Origin of the sequence: Ancylobacter terrae, assembly GCF_045108345.1 — a bacterium.
Lineage (GTDB): Bacteria > Pseudomonadota > Alphaproteobacteria > Rhizobiales > Xanthobacteraceae > Ancylobacter.
The window spans coordinates 1,994,068-2,010,282 of record NZ_JBJGXH010000001.1; the positions used below are offsets into that span (position 1 = coordinate 1,994,068).

Consider the following 16,215-nt stretch of genomic DNA (forward strand, 5'->3'; position numbering starts at 1 on the left):
CCGGCTTGGCCGGTGGTCCTCGTGCCCAGTGGTGCCAGCCCCATGTCCGCTCCCCTCGCATTGTCGCTCGGCGAACCCGCCGGTATCGGCCCCGACGTGGCGTTGATGGCGTGGCTGCGGCGGCGCGAAGCGAAGCTGCCGGCCTTTCTCATCTGCGGCGATCCGGGCTGCCTCGCGCGGCGGGCGGCGCTGCTCGGCCTCGACGTGCCGCTGCGCATCGTGGCGCCGGGCGAGGCGGAAGCCGTCTTCGCCGACGCGCTCCCGGTCATGCCCGCCGGTCCCGAGGCGACCGCGCCCGCCGGCCAGCCGGACGGCACCAGCGCGGCGGCGGCCAAGGCCGCGGTCGATGCGGCGCTGGCGCTGGCGCGGTCGGGCGCGGCGGCCGCCCTCATCACCAATCCGATTGCCAAGGCGGTGCTGTATGGCGCCGGCTTCGGCTTCCCGGGCCACACCGAATACCTCGCCCATCTCGCCGCCGATCCCGCCCCGCGGGCGGTGATGCTGCTGTGGTCGCCCGAGCTCGCCGTGGTGCCGGCGACGATCCACATCCCGATCAGCGAGGTCCCCCAGCGCCTGACCTACGATCTCCTCGTCGACACCGGGCGCATCACCGCTCATGACCTTTCCACGCGCTTCGGCGTCGCGCGGCCCCGCCTCGCCTTCTGCGGGCTCAACCCGCATGCCGGCGAGGGCGGCGCCATCGGCCAGGAGGACGAGGCGGTGATCCGCCCCGCCGTCGCAGCGCTGCGGCGCGAGGGCATCGACGCGCGCGGCCCGATCCCCGCCGACACCATGTTCCACGCCGCCGCGCGCGCGACCTATGACGTCGCCATCGGCGCCTATCATGACCAGGTGCTGGGGCCGGTGAAGGCGCTGGCCTTCGACCGCGCGGTGAACGTCACCCTCGGCCTGCCCTTCATCCGCACCTCGCCCGACCACGGCACGGCGTTCGACATCGCCGGCACCGGCCGCGCCGATCCCTCCAGCCTCATCGAGGCGCTGCGGCTCGCCCGCCGCCTCGCCGATCACCGCGTCTTCGAGCCGGCATGAGGGTGCCCCGATGAGCGCGATCGACGACCTGCCGCCGCTGCGCGAGGTGATCCGCGCGCATGGCCTCAACGCGCTCAAGTCGCTCGGCCAGAACTTCCTGCTCGACCTCAACCTCACCGCGCGCATCGCGCGCACGGCGGGCGACCTTTCCGCCGTCACGGTGGTCGAGGTCGGCCCCGGACCGGGCGGGCTGACGCGGGCGCTGCTGGCGCTCGGGGCCCGGCGCGTGGTGGCGATCGAGCGCGATTCGCGCTGCATCGCCTCGCTCGGCGAGATCGCGGCGCGCTATCCCGGCCGGCTGGAGATCGTGGAAGGTGACGCGTTGGCGGTCGACATGGCGGCGCTGGCGGGCGGCGGGCCGGTGCGCATCGTCGCCAACCTGCCCTACAACATCGCGACGCCGCTGCTGATCGGCTGGCTCACCGCCGAGCCCTGGCCGCCCTGGTATGAGAGCCTGACGCTGATGTTCCAGCGCGAGGTCGCCGAGCGCATCGTCGCCGCGCCCGGCTCGAAAGCCTATGGCCGGCTCGGCGTGCTGGCCGGCTGGCGGGCCAGCGCCCGCATCGCCTTCGACGTCGCCCCCTCCGCCTTCGTGCCCCCGCCCAAGGTCACCTCCTCGGTGGTGCATCTGGTGCCGCGCGCAAGCCCCCTGCCCTGCGACCGGCGCACGCTGGAGCGTGTCACCGAAGCCGCCTTCGGCCAGCGCCGCAAGATGCTGCGCCAGAGCCTGAAGAGCCTCGGCGTCGAGGCCGGCGCGCTGCTGGAAGCCGCCGGCATCGAGCCGACCGCCCGGGCGGAGGAAATCCCGGTCGAGGGCTTCGTGGCGCTGGCGAATGCGTGGGAGCGGATGCGCGTACGGCGCAATCAAGATAACGCGGAAAAATAATTATTAATACACTCTGCAATTATTGGTATCTTATATCCTTTTATTGTTTGTTCGTGCTTTATCCAACTACTTTGAATTGCAACAATCCAATATTTCATTGAGCCGTCTTCGTATTTCTTGAAACCAAAAATCGGCCCACCACTCATCCCCTTGATGCTCTCAAGTGGATGAGGCGCAAGCTTCCCTAAAAACGGACTGTCCACTCTGCCGCCTTCTTCATTCAAGGCATCCACCGGAAGCATAACGACTGAAACAATCCACTCGCTGGTGGAAATCTCATTCTTTACAATAAGTTCAGCAGGCGGCCCTAGAACAGCATATCTGTCAAAACCGATGCCGCCCTGATGCGCCCAATTTTCATCCTTTAATACTACGATGCCATTTTTAATTAATAAATTGACATAATACGAACTCAATTCGATGAAACCAAAATCCATAAGATCATTATTTACATAAATGAAACTCTTAATGTCAATTGCAAATGGTATAGGCAATTTTTACGAGGCTGAATCTCCGAATGTGTCAGCCAACACCGCGTTATACTCAGATAAAATCTCCCCCTCTATTCCGTTGCGGATTTGCTCCAAACTATGCCCAGCAGTGAGAAAAAGGACTTTACCGCCGATTTCGATAATTAATCCAGGATACACGGCAAATTTTCTCTTAGGAGTCCCTCCATCTTGCGCGCGGAAAGCAATACATAAAGCAACCAAATGTCGGCAAAAATACCCTACCAAAGTATCTTGCTCGGACGGGAGAGAAGATGACATGCCAACTTACCTTGTAAGTTCGGCCAGCTCGTCGTCGAGCCGCGCAATGATCGCCGGCAGGCCCTGCTGGCGCTCGCGGCGCAGGCGCTCGGCGAGCAGGATGTTGCGCAGGTTGGCGAAGGTGCTGTTCAGGTCCTCGTTGACCAGCACGTAATTATAGTCCTCCCAGTGCGCGATCTCGGTGCGGGCGTTCTTCAGCCGCTTCTCGATCACGCCGGAGGCATCCTCGGCGCGGCGTTCCAGCCGGGTCTTCAGCTCATGCGCCGAGGGCGGCAGCACGAAGACGCCGACGATGTCCTCGCGCATGCGGGCATAGAGCTGCTCGGCGCCCTGGTAGTCGATGTCGAACAGCACGTCGCGGCCGGCGCGCAGGGCGGCTTCCACCGGCTCGCGCGGGGTGCCGTAGAAATTGCCGTGCACCTCCGCCCATTCCAGCAGGTCGCCGCCGTCGCGCATGCGCTCGAAGCGCTCCTTGCTCGACAGGAACTGGTAGTGCACGCCCTCCACCTCGCTCGGCCGGCGCCCGCGCGTGGTGACGGAGACGGAGAGGTAGATGTCCGGGTTCTGCTCCAGCAGCAGCCGGGCCAGCGTCGACTTGCCCGCCCCGGAGGGCGAGGACAGGATCAGCATGAGCCCGCGGCGGGCGATGTGGGTCTCGGGCATAGGGCTCACTCGATGTTCTGGACCTGCTCGCGGAACTGCTCGACCACGCTCTTCAGCTCGAGGCCGATGGCGGTTAGCGAGACGTCGTTCGCCTTGGAGCAGAGCGTGTTGGTCTCGCGGTTGAATTCCTGCGACAGGAAATCGAGCTTGCGGCCGACCGCGCCGCCCTCCGCGATCAGCGCGCGGGCCGCCGCGACATGGGCGGCGAGACGGTCGAGTTCCTCGCGCACGTCGACCTTGGCGGCGATCAGGATCGCCTCCTGGTGCAGCCGGTCGGGATCGAAATTCGCGCCGGTATCGATGAGCGCGCGGATCTGCTCGGCGAGCTTGGCGCGGATCGCCTCGGGGCGGCGGGCCGGCGAGGTCTCGGCGGCGCCCGCGAGGCGCTCGATCTCGTCGAGCCGCCCGCCCAGCACCTTCGCCAGCGCGGCGCCCTCGCTGCGGCGCATCTGCGCGAGGCTCTCCAGGGCGGCCTCGAAGCCCGCCAGCACGGCTGCCTCGGCGACGCGCCGCTCCGCCTCGGTCTCCTCCGCCTCGGTGACCTCCAGCACGCCCTTGACGCCCAGCAGCGCATCGAGCGCGACGGGGGGCGCGCCGATCTCGGTGGCGACCGAGCGGACCGCCGCATAGGCCGCGCGCAGCACCTCGCCGTTGACGCGGACGGCGACCGCCGCGCCGGCACGGCTCATGGTGAGGTTGGCGGTGACGTTGCCGCGGTTCAGCCGGGTGGCGGCGGACTGGCGCAGGCCGATCTCCAGCCCCTCCCAGCCGACCGGCAGGCGAAGCCGGATGTCGAGCCCCTTGCCGTTGACCGATTTCAGCTCCCAGGCCCAGCTCCAGGCACCCGCGACGCCGTTGGCGCGGGCAAATCCGGTCATGCTGGTGAACGCCATCGCGATTCCTCCCGCGGGCCTCCCGGGCCGGCGGGGCGGACCATAACGAGCCCCCTTGAGGGGCTCAAGCCGATAAGCGGCCGTCCGCGCGGTACAGCCCGACCGGGCGTCAGTTCACGCCGGAGGCGCCGGTGCCGCCGGCCGGCGCCGCAGGGGCTGCGGGGTCGGCGGCCTTCTGCGTGCGCTCGATCTCGCGCCAGCGGGCGACGTTCTTGTTGTGCTGGTCCAGCGTCTCGGCGAAGACATGGCCGCCAGTGCCGTCGGCGACGAAATAGACGTCCTTGGAGGTGGCGGGATTGGCGGTCGCCTCCAGCGAGGCCTTGCCGGGATTGCCGATCGGGCCGGGCGGCAGGCCCTCGATGGCGTAGGTGTTGAAGGGCGTCGGCGTGTTGATGTCGGTACGGGTGAGCGGCCGGTCCAGCTTGCCCTTGCCGCGCACGATCCCGTAGATGATCGTCGGGTCGGACTGCAGCTTCATCTTCTTGTTGAGCCGGTTCACGAACACCGCGGCGACGCGGGCGCGCTCGTCCGCCTGCCCGGTCTCCTTCTCGACGATGGAGGCGAGAATCACCAGCTCATCCGGTGATTTCAGCGGCAGGTCGGGCGACTTGTTCGCCCAGATGTCCTTCAGCACGCGCTGCTGCTCGCGGGCCATGCGCCGCAGCAGATCCTCGCGCGAGGTGCCGCGGGTCACCTTGTAGGTCTCGGGCAGCAGCGTGCCCTCGCGCGGCACCTGACGCACCAGGCCGGTGAGGATGTCCGCCTCGGCGAGACGCTGCACGATCTGGTCGCTGGTGAGGCCCTCGGGGATGGTCACGGTGTATTCGACCACCTTGCCCGAGACGATGGTGGCGAGCACCTGCTGCGCCGAGGCTTCCCGCGTGAAGGCGTACTCGCCGGCCTTCAGCTTGCCGGTGGCGCGGCTGCCCAGCGCGCCGCCGATGAACACCCATTTGTCGCTGATCACCCCCTTGTTGGCGAGGATGTCGGCGATTTCGAGCAGCCCGGTCTGCTCGGGAATGACGACGTTGGTGTCCTGCGGCAGCGGTCCCGGCGCGACGAAGCGGGACTGCCCCACCCACAGCGCGGTACCGCCGAAGATGATCGCGACCAGCAGGAAGGTGAAGACGGCGCTGCCCGCGACCACCAGCGGATGGCCGGCGCGCTTGGAGGCGGTCGATTTCGGAGCGGGTTCGGTCTCGGTCATGGACTGCCTCGCGTGGCGCTCGCGGGGGCGTAACGCTCCGGCAGACTAGCCGCAAATGTGGCCAAAGAGGGAAGCCGGCCCCATCACATCACGCGGATCGGGCCGGTTTCGCGATCGGATCAGTTCCGGTAGCGCTGGAACACCAGCGAGGCGTTGGTGCCGCCGAAGCCGAACGAGTTCGACAGCGCATAGTCGATGCTGCGTTCGCGCGCGGTGTGCGGCACGAGGTCGATCGGCGTCTCGACGGACGGGTTGTCGAGGTTGATGGTCGGCGGGGCGATCTGGTCGCGGATCGCCAGCAGCGAGAAGATCGCCTCCACCGCGCCGGCGGCGCCGAGCAGATGGCCGATGGCCGACTTGGTCGAGGACATCGAGATGGTCGCCGCGGCATTGCCGACGAGGCGCTGCACCGCGCCGAGCTCGATCTCGTCCGCCATGGTCGAGGTGCCGTGGGCGTTGATGTAGTCGATCTCGGAGGCGGTGATGCCCGCCCGCTTCAGCGCCGCCGACATGCAGCGATAGGCGCCGTCGCCGTCCTCGGAGGGGGCGGTGATGTGGAAGGCGTCGCCGGACATGCCGTAGCCGACGATCTCGCCATAGATCTTGGCGCCGCGCGCGAGCGCGTGCTCGAGTTCCTCGACCACGACGACGCCGGCGCCCTCGCCCATCACGAAGCCGTCGCGGTCCTTGTCATAGGGGCGCGAGGCCTTCTCGGGCGTGTCGTTATAGGAGGTCGAGAGCGCGCGGCAGGCGGCGAAGCCGGCCATGCCGATGCGGCTCACCGACGATTCGGTGCCGCCCGCGACCATGACGTCGGCATCGCCGAGCGCGACGAGGCGGGCCGCATCGCCGATGGCGTGCGAACCGGTCGAGCAGGCGGTGACGACGGCGTGATTCGGGCCCTTCAGCCCGTGGGCGATCGAGACATAGCCGCCGGCGAGGTTGATCAGCCGGCCGGGAATGAAGAAGGGCGAGACGCGGCGGGGGCCGCGTTCCTGCAGCAGCAGCGCGGTCTCGGCGATACCCTGCAGGCCGCCGATGCCGGAGCCGATCATCACGCCGGAGGCGATCTGGTCCTCATAGCTCTGCGGATGCCAGCCGGCATCGTCCAGAGCCTGGGTGGCCGCCGCCATGGCGTAGATGATGAAGTCGTCGACCTTGCGCTGTTCCTTCGGCTCCATCCAGTCGTCCGGATTGAAGCTGCCGGCGGAACCGTCGCCGCGCGGAATCATGCAGGCGATGCGGCAGGGCAGATCGTCGACCTGGAAGTGCTCGATGCGGCGGGCGCCGCTCTGGCCCGCCAGGAGGCGCTGCCACGTGATTTCGACACCGCATCCGAGCGGCGACACCATGCCGAGGCCGGTGACGACGACGCGCCTCATCCCATGTCTCCGAAGCACATTTCACATCGCGGGCGGATGCGGCGGCGCATCAGGGCGCCGCCGGGTCCGCCGCTGGCGCGGCCCTCAGGCCGCGGCGTTCTTCTCGAGGAACTTGATCGCATCGCCGACGGTCAGGATGCTCTCGGCGGCGTCGTCGGGGATCTCGACGTTGAACGCCTCTTCGAAAGCCATCACCAGCTCGACCGTGTCGAGGCTGTCCGCGCCGAGATCGTCGATGAAGCTCGCCCCTTCCGTGACCTTCTCCGGCTCAACGCCCAGATGTTCGGCCACGATCTTCTTCACGCGCTCGGCAATATCGCTCATCGGTCCACCCTCGTCCGTTCAGGAGGTTCGCTAAAGTCTGTGTTTCGTTCGATGCCATCATGCCTGCCGGCACGACGGAAGGCTCATTTCCTGCCCCATCCACAGGTCCGATCGGATCGCGCCGACGGCGCATCGCGTTTCGGGCCCCATGAGCCGAGCGGGTCGTTACCATACTTCCACGGGCAAGACCAGCGCCCGGGCCCGGCGCCGGGGGCGCCGGTAATACTTTGATTTTCGCGAAGCAACTCAAGGAAATGGATCGAATTCGCGGGTCGATCCCTTTGTTCTTCTCGATCGCCGGTGGCGACACACTGGCAATTTCTAGATCATCGCCATGCCGCCGTTCACATGCAGCGTCTGGCCGGTGACGTAGGCGGCCTCGGCGGAGGCGAGATAGACCGCCGCCGCGGCGATGTCCTCGGAGGTACCGAGGCGCCCCGCCGGCACCTGGCCGAGAATCGCCTCGCGCTGCTTCTCGTGCAGCGCGTCGGTCATCGGCGTCGCGATGAAGCCCGGCGCGATGCAGTTCACGGTGACGCCGCGGGCGGCGACCTCCTTGGCCAGGGCCTTGGACATGCCGATCATGCCGGCCTTGGCGGCGGCATAGTTGCCCTGCCCGGCATTGCCGGTGACGCCGACGATCGAGGTGATGCCGATGATCCGGCCGGTGCGCCGGCGCATCATCGACTTCGCCGCCGCGCGGGAGAGCCGGAAGGCGGCGGTGAGGTTGATGGCGATGACCGTGTCCCAGTCCTCGTCCTTCAGGCGGATGAACAGGCCGTCGCGGGTGACACCGGCATTGTTGACGAGGATGTCCAGCGGGCCGAGCGCTTCCTCGGCCTGCGGCACCAGCTGCTCGACCTCCTCGGTGGAGCCGAGATTGCACGGCAGCACATGGGCGCGCTCGCCGAGCTCGGCGGCCATCGCCTCCAGCACGTCGCGGCGGGTGCCGGAGAGCGCGACATTGGCGCCCTGCGCGTGGAAGGCCCGCGCGATGGCGCCGCCGATGCCGCCGGTCGCGCCGGTGACCAGGGCCGTCTTGCCGGTGAGGTCGAACATGGGAACTCCTGTTGCTTCAGGCGGCGCTGCGGGCGGCGGCGAAGGCGGCGATATCCTCGGCCCCGCCGACATTGGCCACCGCCAGCTCGCGGGCGATGCGCTTGGCGAGACCGGCCAGCACCTTGCCGGCGCCGACCTCGACGAGGCGGGTGACACCCGCGCCCGCCATGTAGCTCACCGATTCGCGCCAGCGCACCGTGCCTGTGACCTGGCGTACCAGCAGGGCGCGGATCTCGTCGGGTGCGGTCACCGGCGCGGCGGTGACGTTGGCGACGACCGGCACCACCGGCGCGTTCACCGTGACGCCGGCCAGCGCCGCCTGCATCGCGTCGGCGGCAGACTGGATCAGGCGGCAATGGAAGGGGGCGGACACCGGGAGCAGGATCGCGCGCGAGGCGCCCTCGCGCTTGGCGATCTCGACGGCGCGGCCGATCGCGTCGGCGTCGCCCGAGACCACCACCTGGCCGGGGGCGTTGTCGTTGGCGATGTCGCACACGCCCGCGCCGGCCGCCTCGGCGGCGACCGCGCTCACCTTGTCGTAGTCGAGCCCGAGAATGGCGGCCATGGCGCCCGCGCCCACCGGCACGGCCGCCTGCATGGCGATGCCGCGCAGGCGCAGCAGGCGGGCGGCGTCGGCGATGGAGAAGCTGCCGGCGGCGGCGAGCGCGGAATATTCGCCGAGCGAATGGCCGGCGACGAAAGCGGCGTCGCGGGACAGATCGAGCCCGGCCTCGGCCTCCAGCACGCGGATCGCCGCGAGCGAGGCGGCCATCAGCGCCGGCTGGGCGTTGGCGGTCAGCGTCAGCGTCTCGATCGGGCCGTCCCACATGATGGCGGAGAGCTTCTCGCCGAGCGCCGCGTCCACCTCGTCGAACACGGCGCGCGCGGGCGCGAAATTCTCGGCGAGCGACTTGCCCATGCCGACGGCCTGGCTACCCTGCCCGGGGAAGATGAAGGCGGTGGTCATTCGGCCTCGCTCGCGGCGTTGGTTAAGGAACCCTGACGATCGGGTCCGGGGAGGAACACTTCCCCGCGGCCCGTGTCAAGCGCGCCGGCCCCGCATCGGCGTCCTGCCTTGCATTCCCGCGCATTTTCAGTATAAGCGCGCGCACTGTCGGTCCCGGCCGGGGGCTGAACGGACGGTCGTGCCGTGCGCATGGCAGGATCCTGGCGGATCCGTCGTCCCGTGTCCCCGCCTTCGAGATTGTTCGAGCCTTCCGAGGCTCGAAGGGCTCGGCGCCGGGACGGCGGCCGCAATAGTGCGGAACCAAAAGGAAGGCACGAGACATGGCTCTCTACGAGCACGTGTTCCTCGCGCGCCAGGATATTACGGCGCAGCAGGTCGAGGAACTGACCGCCCGCTTCAAGGGCGTGATCGAAGCCAATGGCGGCACCGTCGCCAAGGCCGAATACTGGGGCGTGAAGACGCTCACCTACCGCATCCGCAAGAACCGCAAGGCGCATTTCTCGCTGCTCAACCTCGACGCCCCCCCGGCGGCGGTGGCCGAGCTCGAGCGCCAGCAGCGCATCGACGAGGATGTGCTGCGCGTCCTCACCATCCGCGTCGACGAGCTCGAGGAAGGCCCGTCCGTGATGCTGCAGAAGCGCGACCGCGACGATCGCGGCGAGCGCGGCTTCGGTGATCGCGGCTTCGGCGGCGACCGCGGCTTCGGTGGCGGCGGCGGCCGTGGCTTCGGCGGGGGTCGCGATCGCGACGACCGTCCGCCGCGCCGCGACCGTGAGACCAGCAGCGACGATTCCAGCGCGGAGGCGGTGTGATGGCATTCGGTGGTACCTCTTCCGGCGGCGCCTCGTCCGGCGCCCGTCGCCCCTTCTTCCGTCGTCGCAAGACCTGCCCGTTCTCCGGCGCCAACGCCCCGAAGATCGACTACAAGGACGTGCGGCTGCTGCAGCGCTACATCTCGGAGCGCGGCAAGATCGTGCCGAGCCGCATCACCGCGGTGTCGGCCAAGAAGCAGCGCGAGCTGGCCGCGGCCATCAAGCGCGCCCGCTTCCTCGGCCTGCTGCCCTTCGTGATCCGCTGAGGCGGGTCGCGACCTTCTGAATGCCGCGCCCGGCCGCGTGCCGGGCGCAGCTCTTTCCGACGGGCCGGCGGGATCCTCCCGCAAGCCTCTGCTGGAGCGGACCTGATCCGCCCCTAACCGCGACGGCGGGACAGCTGGTCGATGCTGACGACGATCCTCATAGCGCTGGGAGCCGGCGCGGCTTCCGCCCTTCTCGTCGCTGCCGTGGCGACGGGCAGCGCGCTGTCGGTTCCGCTGTTCTACCTCGCCCCCCTGCCCGTGCTCATCGTCGGGCTCGGCTGGTCGCACCGTGCCGCCTTGATCGCGGCCGGCGCCGGCACCATCGCCATCGGCAGCTTTTTCGGCCACGAGCTTCTCGTCGCCTATGCCGCCGGCGTGGGCGGGCCGGCCTATGTGCTCTCCTTCCTGGCGCTGATGGCGCGGGCGGCGCCGAACGACGGCGCGCTCGAATGGTTTCCGGTCGGGCGCATCGTGCTCGCCGCCGCGATCGCCGGCACCCTCACCGTGCTCGCGCTGGTGCCGCTCGTCGCCGGTGACATCGACACCTACAAGGCGGCGCTGCGCACCCTGTTCGAGGCCGAGCTCCAGGCCCGGACGGGCGAACTTCAGGGCGATGCCGGCCGCTTCGTCGACCTGCTGGTCACCATCATGCCGCCGACCGCGGCGGCACTGACCATGCTCACCCAGATCGGCAATCTCTGGCTGGCGGGTCGCATCGTGCGCACCTCGGGCCGGCTGATGCGGCCCTGGCCCGATCTCGCCGCCGCCAGCCTGCCGCGCGAGGCGGGCCTCGTCTTCCTCGGCTCGCTCGGTGTCGCGCTGGGCACCTCGGGGCTGCTCGGGCTGGTCGGCACGCTGCTGACCGCGACGCTGGCCATGGCCTTCGCGCTGGTCGGCCTCGCCACCATCCACGCCATCACCCGCGGCGCCGGCGGGCGGGCGCTGGTCATCGCCACGGTGTGGCTGGCCTGCCTGATCCTGGTCTGGCCGTTCGCCCTCGTCGCGGTCCTCGGCTTCGTCGAGACGGCCTTCGGGCTGCGCGCGCGCTTTTCCAATCGCGGTTCGGGTCCCCCCGCCGCAAACGACCGCTGAAAACCTGTTGAACACACTGACACGACACGGAGAACCACAATGGAAGTGATCCTGCTCGAACGCGTCGCCAAGCTCGGCCAGATGGGCGAAGTCGTCCGCGTGAAGGACGGCTTTGCCCGCAATTTCCTGCTGCCGGCCGGCAAGGCGCTGCGCGCCACCAAGGACAACAAGACCAAGTTCCAGTCGATGAAGGCCCAGCTCGAGGCCCGCAACCTCGAACTGAAGACCGAGGCCGCCGCCGTCGGCGAGAAGCTCAACGGCACCGAGGTCGTGCTGGTCCGCCAGGCCGGCGAGACCGGCCAGCTCTACGGCTCGGTGTCGACCCGCGACCTCGCCGACGCGCTCACCGCCGCCGGCTTCTCGGTCTCGCGCGCGCAGATCGTGCTCAACCACCCGATCAAGACCATCGGCGTCCACGCCGTGCCGGTCAGCCTGCACCCGGAAGTCGAGGTCTCGATCAAGGCGAACGTCGCCCGCAGCGCCGAGGAAGCCGCCCGCCAGAGCCGCGGCGAGGATCTCTCGCTGGCCCGCGACGCCTATGACGACGAGGACGAGGACGAGGCCGCCGAAGTCGAGGCCGAGGCCACCGACGAAGCCTGATCGTATTTACCTAACGTCATCCATCAAACGGACGGGCTCGACCGGCAACGGTCGGGCCCGTTCGGCGTTTTCGGGGCCGTGTCCCGCCTTGCGATCGGTTTTCGTCTGTGTTGCAATGTTTTTCATCAGTGAACAGATGTGCCCTTGACTTGGGCTCGGCCGCGCCGGGGCGAGGCGGCCGCAACGGTGGAGGCGGCCGATGGAGCGGTTGCTTGCGCGCGTGCTGTCGCGGATCGTACGCCGCGGCGACCTGACCCTCGATCTGGCTTCCGGCCGCCGCATCCGGCTCGGTGACCGGTCCGGCCCGCCGGTGCGGATGCGCTTCACCACGCGGGACTGGCAGCGGGCGGTCGCGCTCGATCCCGAGCTGAAGCTGGGCGAGGCCTTCACCGAACAGGGCTTCGTACTTGAGGCCGGCGACATCGCGGCGCTGCTGGCGATGCTGATGTCGCAGGTCGGGCTCGATCCGCCCGGCCCGGGCGCGCGGCTGCTCACCCGCCTGCGCTATCTCCACCGCCGCCGGGCCCAGTTCAACCCGCCGGGCCGCGCGCAGCGCAACGTCGCCCACCACTACGATCTCGACGGGCGGTTCTATTCGCTCTTCCTCGACGCCGACCGGCAATATTCCTGCGCCTATTTCGAGCGCCCGGACCAGTGCCTCGACGATGCCCAGCTCGCCAAGAAGCGCCATGTCGCCGCCAAGCTGCGGCTGGAGCGGCCGGACCTGTCCGTGCTCGACATCGGCGCGGGCTGGGGCGGGCTCGGGCTCTACCTCGCCGAGCAGGCGCAGGCGCGCGTCACCGGCGTGACGCTGTCGCAGGAGCAGCTCGGCGTCGCCCGCCGCCGGGCGGAGGAGCGCGGGCTCGCCGGCCGGGCGGTGTTCCGGCTGGAGGACTACCGCGACACGCAAGGGCCGTTCGACCGCGTCGTCTCGGTCGGCATGTTCGAGCATGTCGGCATCGGCCATTACGAGACCTATTTCCGCCGCATCGCCGAGCTGCTGGCGCCGGAAGGGGTCGCGCTCGTCCATTCCATCGGCCGCTCGGAGGGGCCGGGCATCACCAATCCGTGGATCGCGAAGTACATCTTCCCGGGCGGCTACATCCCGGCGCTGTCGGAGGTGCTGCCGGCGATCGAGAAGGCGGGGCTTCTCGTCACCGACATCGAGATCCTCAGGCTACATTATGCCGAGACGTTGAAGGCGTGGCGGGCGCGTTTCCTCGCCCATCGCGAGGAGGCCGAGCGGCTCTACGACGCCTGCTTCGTGCGGATGTGGGAATTCTACCTCGCCGCCTCGGAGATGGCGTTCCGCCACCAGGGGATGATGGTGTTCCAGATCCAGCTCGCCCGCTCCGAGGGCGTGGTGCCGATGACGCGCGACTACATCGCCGCCGCCGAGGCCCGCCTGCGCGCCACCGAGTCCCACACCCGGCCGGGGCTGAGACTCGCGGGGGAGTGAGCCGGCGGCGGGCGGATTCCCGCTTCGCACGGTCAAGCGCGATTTCGCTGTCCACAGCCCGTCCACAGGACAAAAATGCACGGCTGCCGAATCAGACGGACTCGGCGCCCCCCTCGGCGCTAGCTGTTGCCGACCGATCGCAAACGGAAGCCCGATGCTCGATTCCCCTTCCCGCCCGGTGGCCGCCGCCGAGCCCGCCTACCGCACCGCGCCCCACAATGTGGAGGCCGAGCAGGCGCTGCTGGGCGCCATCCTCGTCAACAACGAGGCGTTCTACCGGGTGTCGGACTTCCTCGAGCCGCGCCATTTCTTCGAGCCGATCCACCTGAAGATCTACGAGACCGCCAGCGCGCTGATCCGCGCCGGCAAGGTGGCGACCCCGGTCACGCTGAAGACCTTCCTGCCGGGCGACCTCGACATCGCCGGGCTGACCGGCCCGCAATATCTCGCCCGCCTCGCGGCGGAGGCGACGACGATCATCAACGCCGAGGATTACGGGCGCACCATCTACGACCTCTCGGTGCGCCGCGACCTGATCGCCATCGGCGAGGAGATCGTCAACGAGGCCTTCGACGCGGCGATCGACGCCACCCCGCAGGACCAGATCGAGGAGGCCGAGAAGCGGCTCTACGAGCTGGCCGAGACCGGGCGCTACGATGGCGGCTTCCTGCGCTTCACCGACGCGCTGAAAGAAGCCGTCGACATGGCGAGCCGGGCCTTCCAGCGCGAGGGCCACCTGTCGGGCCTCGCCTGCGGCCTCGACGACCTCGACCACATGATGGGCGGGCTGCAGCCCTCCGACCTGATCATCCTCGCCGGCCGCCCGGGCATGGGCAAGACCGCGCTCGCCACCAACATCGCCTTCAACGTCGCCGCTGCCTATCGCGGCGAGACCCTGCCGGACGGCTCGGTGCGCGCGCTCGAGGGCGGCATCTGCGGCTTCTTCTCGCTGGAAATGTCGGCCGAGCAGCTCGCCACCCGTATCCTCGCCGAGCAGGCCGAGGTGCCCTCCTACAAGATCCGCCGCGGCGACATCTCGGAGGCCGATTTCGACAAGCTCGCGGGCATGGCGCAGATGATGCAGACCATCCCGCTCTATATCGACGACACCGGCGGCATCTCCATCGCCCAGCTGCGCGCCCGCGCCCGGCGGCTGAAGCGCCAGCGCGGCCTCGACTTCATGGTGGTGGACTATCTCCAGCTCCTCACCGGCTCCTCGAAGAGCTCGTCGCAGGGGCGCGTGCAGGAAATCACCGAGATCACCACCGGCCTGAAGGCGCTGGCCAAGGAGCTCGGCGTGCCGATCATGGCGCTGTCCCAGCTCTCGCGACAGGTCGAGAGCCGCGACGACAAGCGTCCGCAATTGTCCGACCTTCGCGAATCCGGCTCGATCGAGCAGGATGCCGACGTCGTGATGTTCGTCTTCCGCGAGGAGTATTATCTGAAGGGCAAGGAGCCCAAGGAAGGCACCGAAGAGTGGTTCAAGTGGGATGCGGATCTGAAATCGGTTCAGAACACCGCTGAAGTGATCATCGGCAAGCAGCGTCACGGGCCGACGGGAACGGTGAAGGTGGCCTTCGAGCCGCAATATACCCGCTTCTCCTCGCTGGCCCGGGAAGACCATCTGCCGGCACGTACGGGTGATTGATCGTGCAGAACGACGAGCTGCCGCGGGCAGAGGAAGCCGGCGGGCATCTGACCATCGATCTTGGCGCACTGGCCGCCAATTTCCGCGATCTCGCCGCGCTCGCCGCCCCCGCCGAATGCGCGGCGGTGGTGAAGGGCGATGCCTACGGCACCGGGCTGGAGGCCTCGGCGCAGGCGCTGTGGAACGCCGGCGCCCGCACCTTCTTCGTCGCGCTGCTGGGTGAGGCGCGCCGTCTGCGCGCCGCCCTGCCGGACGCGACCGTCTATGTCCTCAACGGGCTCTTCCCGCACACCGAGTCCGTCTATCTCGAGCTCGGCCTGCGGCCGGTTCTGGGCAGCCCGGAGGAGGTCGACGGCTGGGGCGATTTCTGCGCCCGCATCGGCCAGCGGCTGCCCGCCGCGCTGCATGTCGACACCGGCATGAACCGGCTCGGGGTCTCGCCCGCCTGCGCCATCGGCATGGCGGACCGGCGCGACGAGCTCGCCTTCGACATCGCCCTGCTGATGAGCCATCTCGCCTGCGCCGACGAGCCGGGCCACCCGCTGACCGCCCGGCAGGTCGAGGATTTCCACGCCATCGCGAAGCTGTTTCCGGGCGTGCCGGCCTCGCTCGCCAATTCCGCGGGCACGGTGGGGCTGAAGGAGAGCCATTTCGATCTCGTGCGGCCGGGCATCGCCGTCTATGGCGGGCGGGCGCGGCTCGGCATGCCGCCGCTGCGGCCGGTGGTGCGGCTCGACCTCCGGATCGTGCAGCTGCGTGACGTGCAGGAGGGCGAGACGGTCGGCTACGGCGCCGCCGCGACCGCCCGGCGCGCGAGCCGCGTCGCCATCGTCTCGGGCGGCTATGCCGACGGCATTCCCCGCCTCGCCGGCTCCTATGATCTGCGCCCCGGCGCGGAGGCGATCGTCGCAGGGCGGCGCTGCCCGCTGATGGGCCGCATCTCGATGGACCTGATCGCCATCGACGTCACCGACCTGCCGCCCGATGCGGCCAGGCGCGGCGACTTCGTCACCCTGCTCGGCGAGGGTCTGACCATCGAGGATCTCGCCCCCCATGCCGAGACCATCGGCTATGAGGTGCTGACCTCGCTCGGCCGGCGCTATTATCGCCGCTGGATCGACTGAGCCCGGAGCACGC

The 16,215-nt window shown here is 68.9% G+C and carries 18 protein-coding genes; 9 read left to right on the top strand and 9 right to left on the bottom strand.

What is annotated here, in order from left to right:
* Positions 1-42 precede the first annotated feature (42 nt).
* Together pdxA and rsmA are read left to right on the top strand one after the other, a co-directional pair.
* Positions 43-1,050, top strand: a complete 1,008-nt coding sequence (gene pdxA / locus ACEUEL_RS09480) for a 4-hydroxythreonine-4-phosphate dehydrogenase PdxA (RefSeq protein WP_405704241.1) — start codon at positions 43-45, stop codon at positions 1,048-1,050.
* Positions 1,051-1,060: 10 nt separating this feature from the next.
* Positions 1,061-1,936 (top strand): 16S rRNA (adenine(1518)-N(6)/adenine(1519)-N(6))-dimethyltransferase RsmA, encoded by an 876-nt coding sequence (gene rsmA, locus ACEUEL_RS09485; protein WP_405704243.1) that lies wholly within the window; start codon positions 1,061-1,063, stop codon positions 1,934-1,936.
* Here the strand turns inward: rsmA and ACEUEL_RS09490 are convergent.
* The 9 genes from ACEUEL_RS09490 to fabD all read right to left on the bottom strand — a co-directional run bounded on the left by ACEUEL_RS09490 (position 1,915) and on the right by fabD (position 9,201).
* Complete coding sequence (locus ACEUEL_RS09490) at positions 1,915-2,373, bottom strand: hypothetical protein (RefSeq protein WP_405704244.1); 459 nt, start codon at positions 2,371-2,373, stop codon at positions 1,915-1,917. The two genes, rsmA and ACEUEL_RS09490, sit on opposite strands and share 22 nt — an antisense overlap.
* Before the next feature lie 60 nt (positions 2,374-2,433).
* The gene (locus tag ACEUEL_RS09495) at positions 2,434-2,706 is read right to left on the bottom strand and encodes a hypothetical protein (protein ID WP_405704246.1); all 273 of its coding nucleotides are present in this window, start codon (positions 2,704-2,706) and stop codon (positions 2,434-2,436) included.
* A gap of 6 nt (positions 2,707-2,712) precedes the next feature.
* On the bottom strand, positions 2,713-3,369 hold the full coding sequence (gene gmk / locus ACEUEL_RS09500) for a guanylate kinase (protein ID WP_405704248.1): 657 nt from the start codon (positions 3,367-3,369) through the stop codon (positions 2,713-2,715).
* Between the two features lie 5 nt (positions 3,370-3,374).
* The gene (locus ACEUEL_RS09505) at positions 3,375-4,262 is read right to left on the bottom strand and encodes a YicC/YloC family endoribonuclease (RefSeq protein ID WP_405704249.1); all 888 of its coding nucleotides are present in this window, start codon (positions 4,260-4,262) and stop codon (positions 3,375-3,377) included.
* Between the two features lie 109 nt (positions 4,263-4,371).
* Complete coding sequence (gene mltG, locus ACEUEL_RS09510) at positions 4,372-5,469, bottom strand: endolytic transglycosylase MltG (RefSeq protein WP_405704250.1); 1,098 nt, start codon at positions 5,467-5,469, stop codon at positions 4,372-4,374.
* 119 nt (positions 5,470-5,588) lie between these two features.
* Entirely contained in the window at positions 5,589-6,851 is a 1,263-nt protein-coding gene (gene fabF / locus ACEUEL_RS09515) for a beta-ketoacyl-ACP synthase II (protein WP_405704252.1), read from the bottom strand.
* Between the two features lie 84 nt (positions 6,852-6,935).
* Positions 6,936-7,175: an acyl carrier protein gene (locus ACEUEL_RS09520; protein ID WP_405704253.1), complete on the bottom strand. Its 240-nt coding sequence runs from the start codon at positions 7,173-7,175 to the stop codon at positions 6,936-6,938.
* A gap of 321 nt (positions 7,176-7,496) precedes the next feature.
* A complete protein-coding gene (gene fabG, locus ACEUEL_RS09525; protein ID WP_405704255.1) occupies positions 7,497-8,234 on the bottom strand; it encodes a 3-oxoacyl-[acyl-carrier-protein] reductase in 738 nt (245 codons plus the stop codon).
* Between the two features lie 16 nt (positions 8,235-8,250).
* Positions 8,251-9,201, bottom strand: a complete 951-nt coding sequence (gene fabD, locus ACEUEL_RS09530; RefSeq protein WP_405704257.1) for an ACP S-malonyltransferase — start codon at positions 9,199-9,201, stop codon at positions 8,251-8,253.
* Positions 9,202-9,521: 320 nt separating this feature from the next.
* On the opposite strand from fabD, the gene rpsF reads away from it, so the two are divergent.
* The 7 genes from rpsF (at position 9,522) to alr (ending at position 16,202) form a co-directional block, all read left to right on the top strand.
* A complete protein-coding gene (gene rpsF, locus ACEUEL_RS09535) occupies positions 9,522-10,013 on the top strand; it encodes a 30S ribosomal protein S6 (RefSeq protein ID WP_405704259.1) in 492 nt (163 codons plus the stop codon).
* Complete coding sequence (gene rpsR, locus ACEUEL_RS09540; protein WP_405704260.1) at positions 10,013-10,279, top strand: 30S ribosomal protein S18; 267 nt, start codon at positions 10,013-10,015, stop codon at positions 10,277-10,279. The genes rpsF and rpsR overlap by 1 nt, the downstream gene beginning before the upstream one ends.
* A gap of 141 nt (positions 10,280-10,420) precedes the next feature.
* Positions 10,421-11,371 carry a DUF2232 domain-containing protein gene (locus ACEUEL_RS09545; RefSeq protein WP_405704261.1) on the top strand — a complete coding sequence of 317 codons (951 nt, stop codon included), beginning with the start codon at positions 10,421-10,423 and terminating at the stop codon, positions 11,369-11,371.
* A gap of 39 nt (positions 11,372-11,410) precedes the next feature.
* Positions 11,411-11,971 carry a 50S ribosomal protein L9 gene (gene rplI / locus ACEUEL_RS09550; protein ID WP_405704262.1) on the top strand — a complete coding sequence of 187 codons (561 nt, stop codon included), beginning with the start codon at positions 11,411-11,413 and terminating at the stop codon, positions 11,969-11,971.
* 199 nt (positions 11,972-12,170) lie between these two features.
* Positions 12,171-13,430 carry a class I SAM-dependent methyltransferase gene (locus ACEUEL_RS09555; protein WP_405704264.1) on the top strand — a complete coding sequence of 420 codons (1,260 nt, stop codon included), beginning with the start codon at positions 12,171-12,173 and terminating at the stop codon, positions 13,428-13,430.
* Positions 13,431-13,584: 154 nt separating this feature from the next.
* The gene (locus ACEUEL_RS09560; RefSeq protein WP_405704266.1) at positions 13,585-15,078 is read left to right on the top strand and encodes a replicative DNA helicase; all 1,494 of its coding nucleotides are present in this window, start codon (positions 13,585-13,587) and stop codon (positions 15,076-15,078) included.
* A gap of 2 nt (positions 15,079-15,080) precedes the next feature.
* Positions 15,081-16,202, top strand: coding sequence for an alanine racemase (gene alr / locus ACEUEL_RS09565; RefSeq protein ID WP_405704268.1), 1,122 nt, complete (start codon positions 15,081-15,083; stop codon positions 16,200-16,202).
* Positions 16,203-16,215 lie beyond the last annotated feature (13 nt).

Excerpts from the sequence above, each read along its gene's own strand:
- pdxA (WP_405704241.1), top strand. The coding sequence starts at position 43 with ATGTCCGCTCCCCTCGCATTGTCGCTCGGCGAACCCGCCGGTATCGGC.
- rsmA (WP_405704243.1), top strand. The coding sequence starts at position 1,061 with ATGAGCGCGATCGACGACCTGCCGCCGCTGCGCGAGGTGATCCGCGCG.
- ACEUEL_RS09490 (WP_405704244.1), bottom strand. The coding sequence starts at position 2,373 with ATGGATTTTGGTTTCATCGAATTGAGTTCGTATTATGTCAATTTATTA.
- ACEUEL_RS09495 (WP_405704246.1), bottom strand. The coding sequence starts at position 2,706 with ATGTCATCTTCTCTCCCGTCCGAGCAAGATACTTTGGTAGGGTATTTT.
- gmk (WP_405704248.1), bottom strand. The coding sequence starts at position 3,369 with ATGCCCGAGACCCACATCGCCCGCCGCGGGCTCATGCTGATCCTGTCC.
- ACEUEL_RS09505 (WP_405704249.1), bottom strand. The coding sequence starts at position 4,262 with ATGGCGTTCACCAGCATGACCGGATTTGCCCGCGCCAACGGCGTCGCG.
- mltG (WP_405704250.1), bottom strand. The coding sequence starts at position 5,469 with ATGACCGAGACCGAACCCGCTCCGAAATCGACCGCCTCCAAGCGCGCC.
- fabF (WP_405704252.1), bottom strand. The coding sequence starts at position 6,851 with ATGAGGCGCGTCGTCGTCACCGGCCTCGGCATGGTGTCGCCGCTCGGA.
- ACEUEL_RS09520 (WP_405704253.1), bottom strand. The coding sequence starts at position 7,175 with ATGAGCGATATTGCCGAGCGCGTGAAGAAGATCGTGGCCGAACATCTG.
- fabG (WP_405704255.1), bottom strand. The coding sequence starts at position 8,234 with ATGTTCGACCTCACCGGCAAGACGGCCCTGGTCACCGGCGCGACCGGC.
- fabD (WP_405704257.1), bottom strand. The coding sequence starts at position 9,201 with ATGACCACCGCCTTCATCTTCCCCGGGCAGGGTAGCCAGGCCGTCGGC.
- rpsF (WP_405704259.1), top strand. The coding sequence starts at position 9,522 with ATGGCTCTCTACGAGCACGTGTTCCTCGCGCGCCAGGATATTACGGCG.
- rpsR (WP_405704260.1), top strand. The coding sequence starts at position 10,013 with ATGGCATTCGGTGGTACCTCTTCCGGCGGCGCCTCGTCCGGCGCCCGT.
- ACEUEL_RS09545 (WP_405704261.1), top strand. The coding sequence starts at position 10,421 with ATGCTGACGACGATCCTCATAGCGCTGGGAGCCGGCGCGGCTTCCGCC.
- rplI (WP_405704262.1), top strand. The coding sequence starts at position 11,411 with ATGGAAGTGATCCTGCTCGAACGCGTCGCCAAGCTCGGCCAGATGGGC.
- ACEUEL_RS09555 (WP_405704264.1), top strand. The coding sequence starts at position 12,171 with ATGGAGCGGTTGCTTGCGCGCGTGCTGTCGCGGATCGTACGCCGCGGC.
- ACEUEL_RS09560 (WP_405704266.1), top strand. The coding sequence starts at position 13,585 with ATGCTCGATTCCCCTTCCCGCCCGGTGGCCGCCGCCGAGCCCGCCTAC.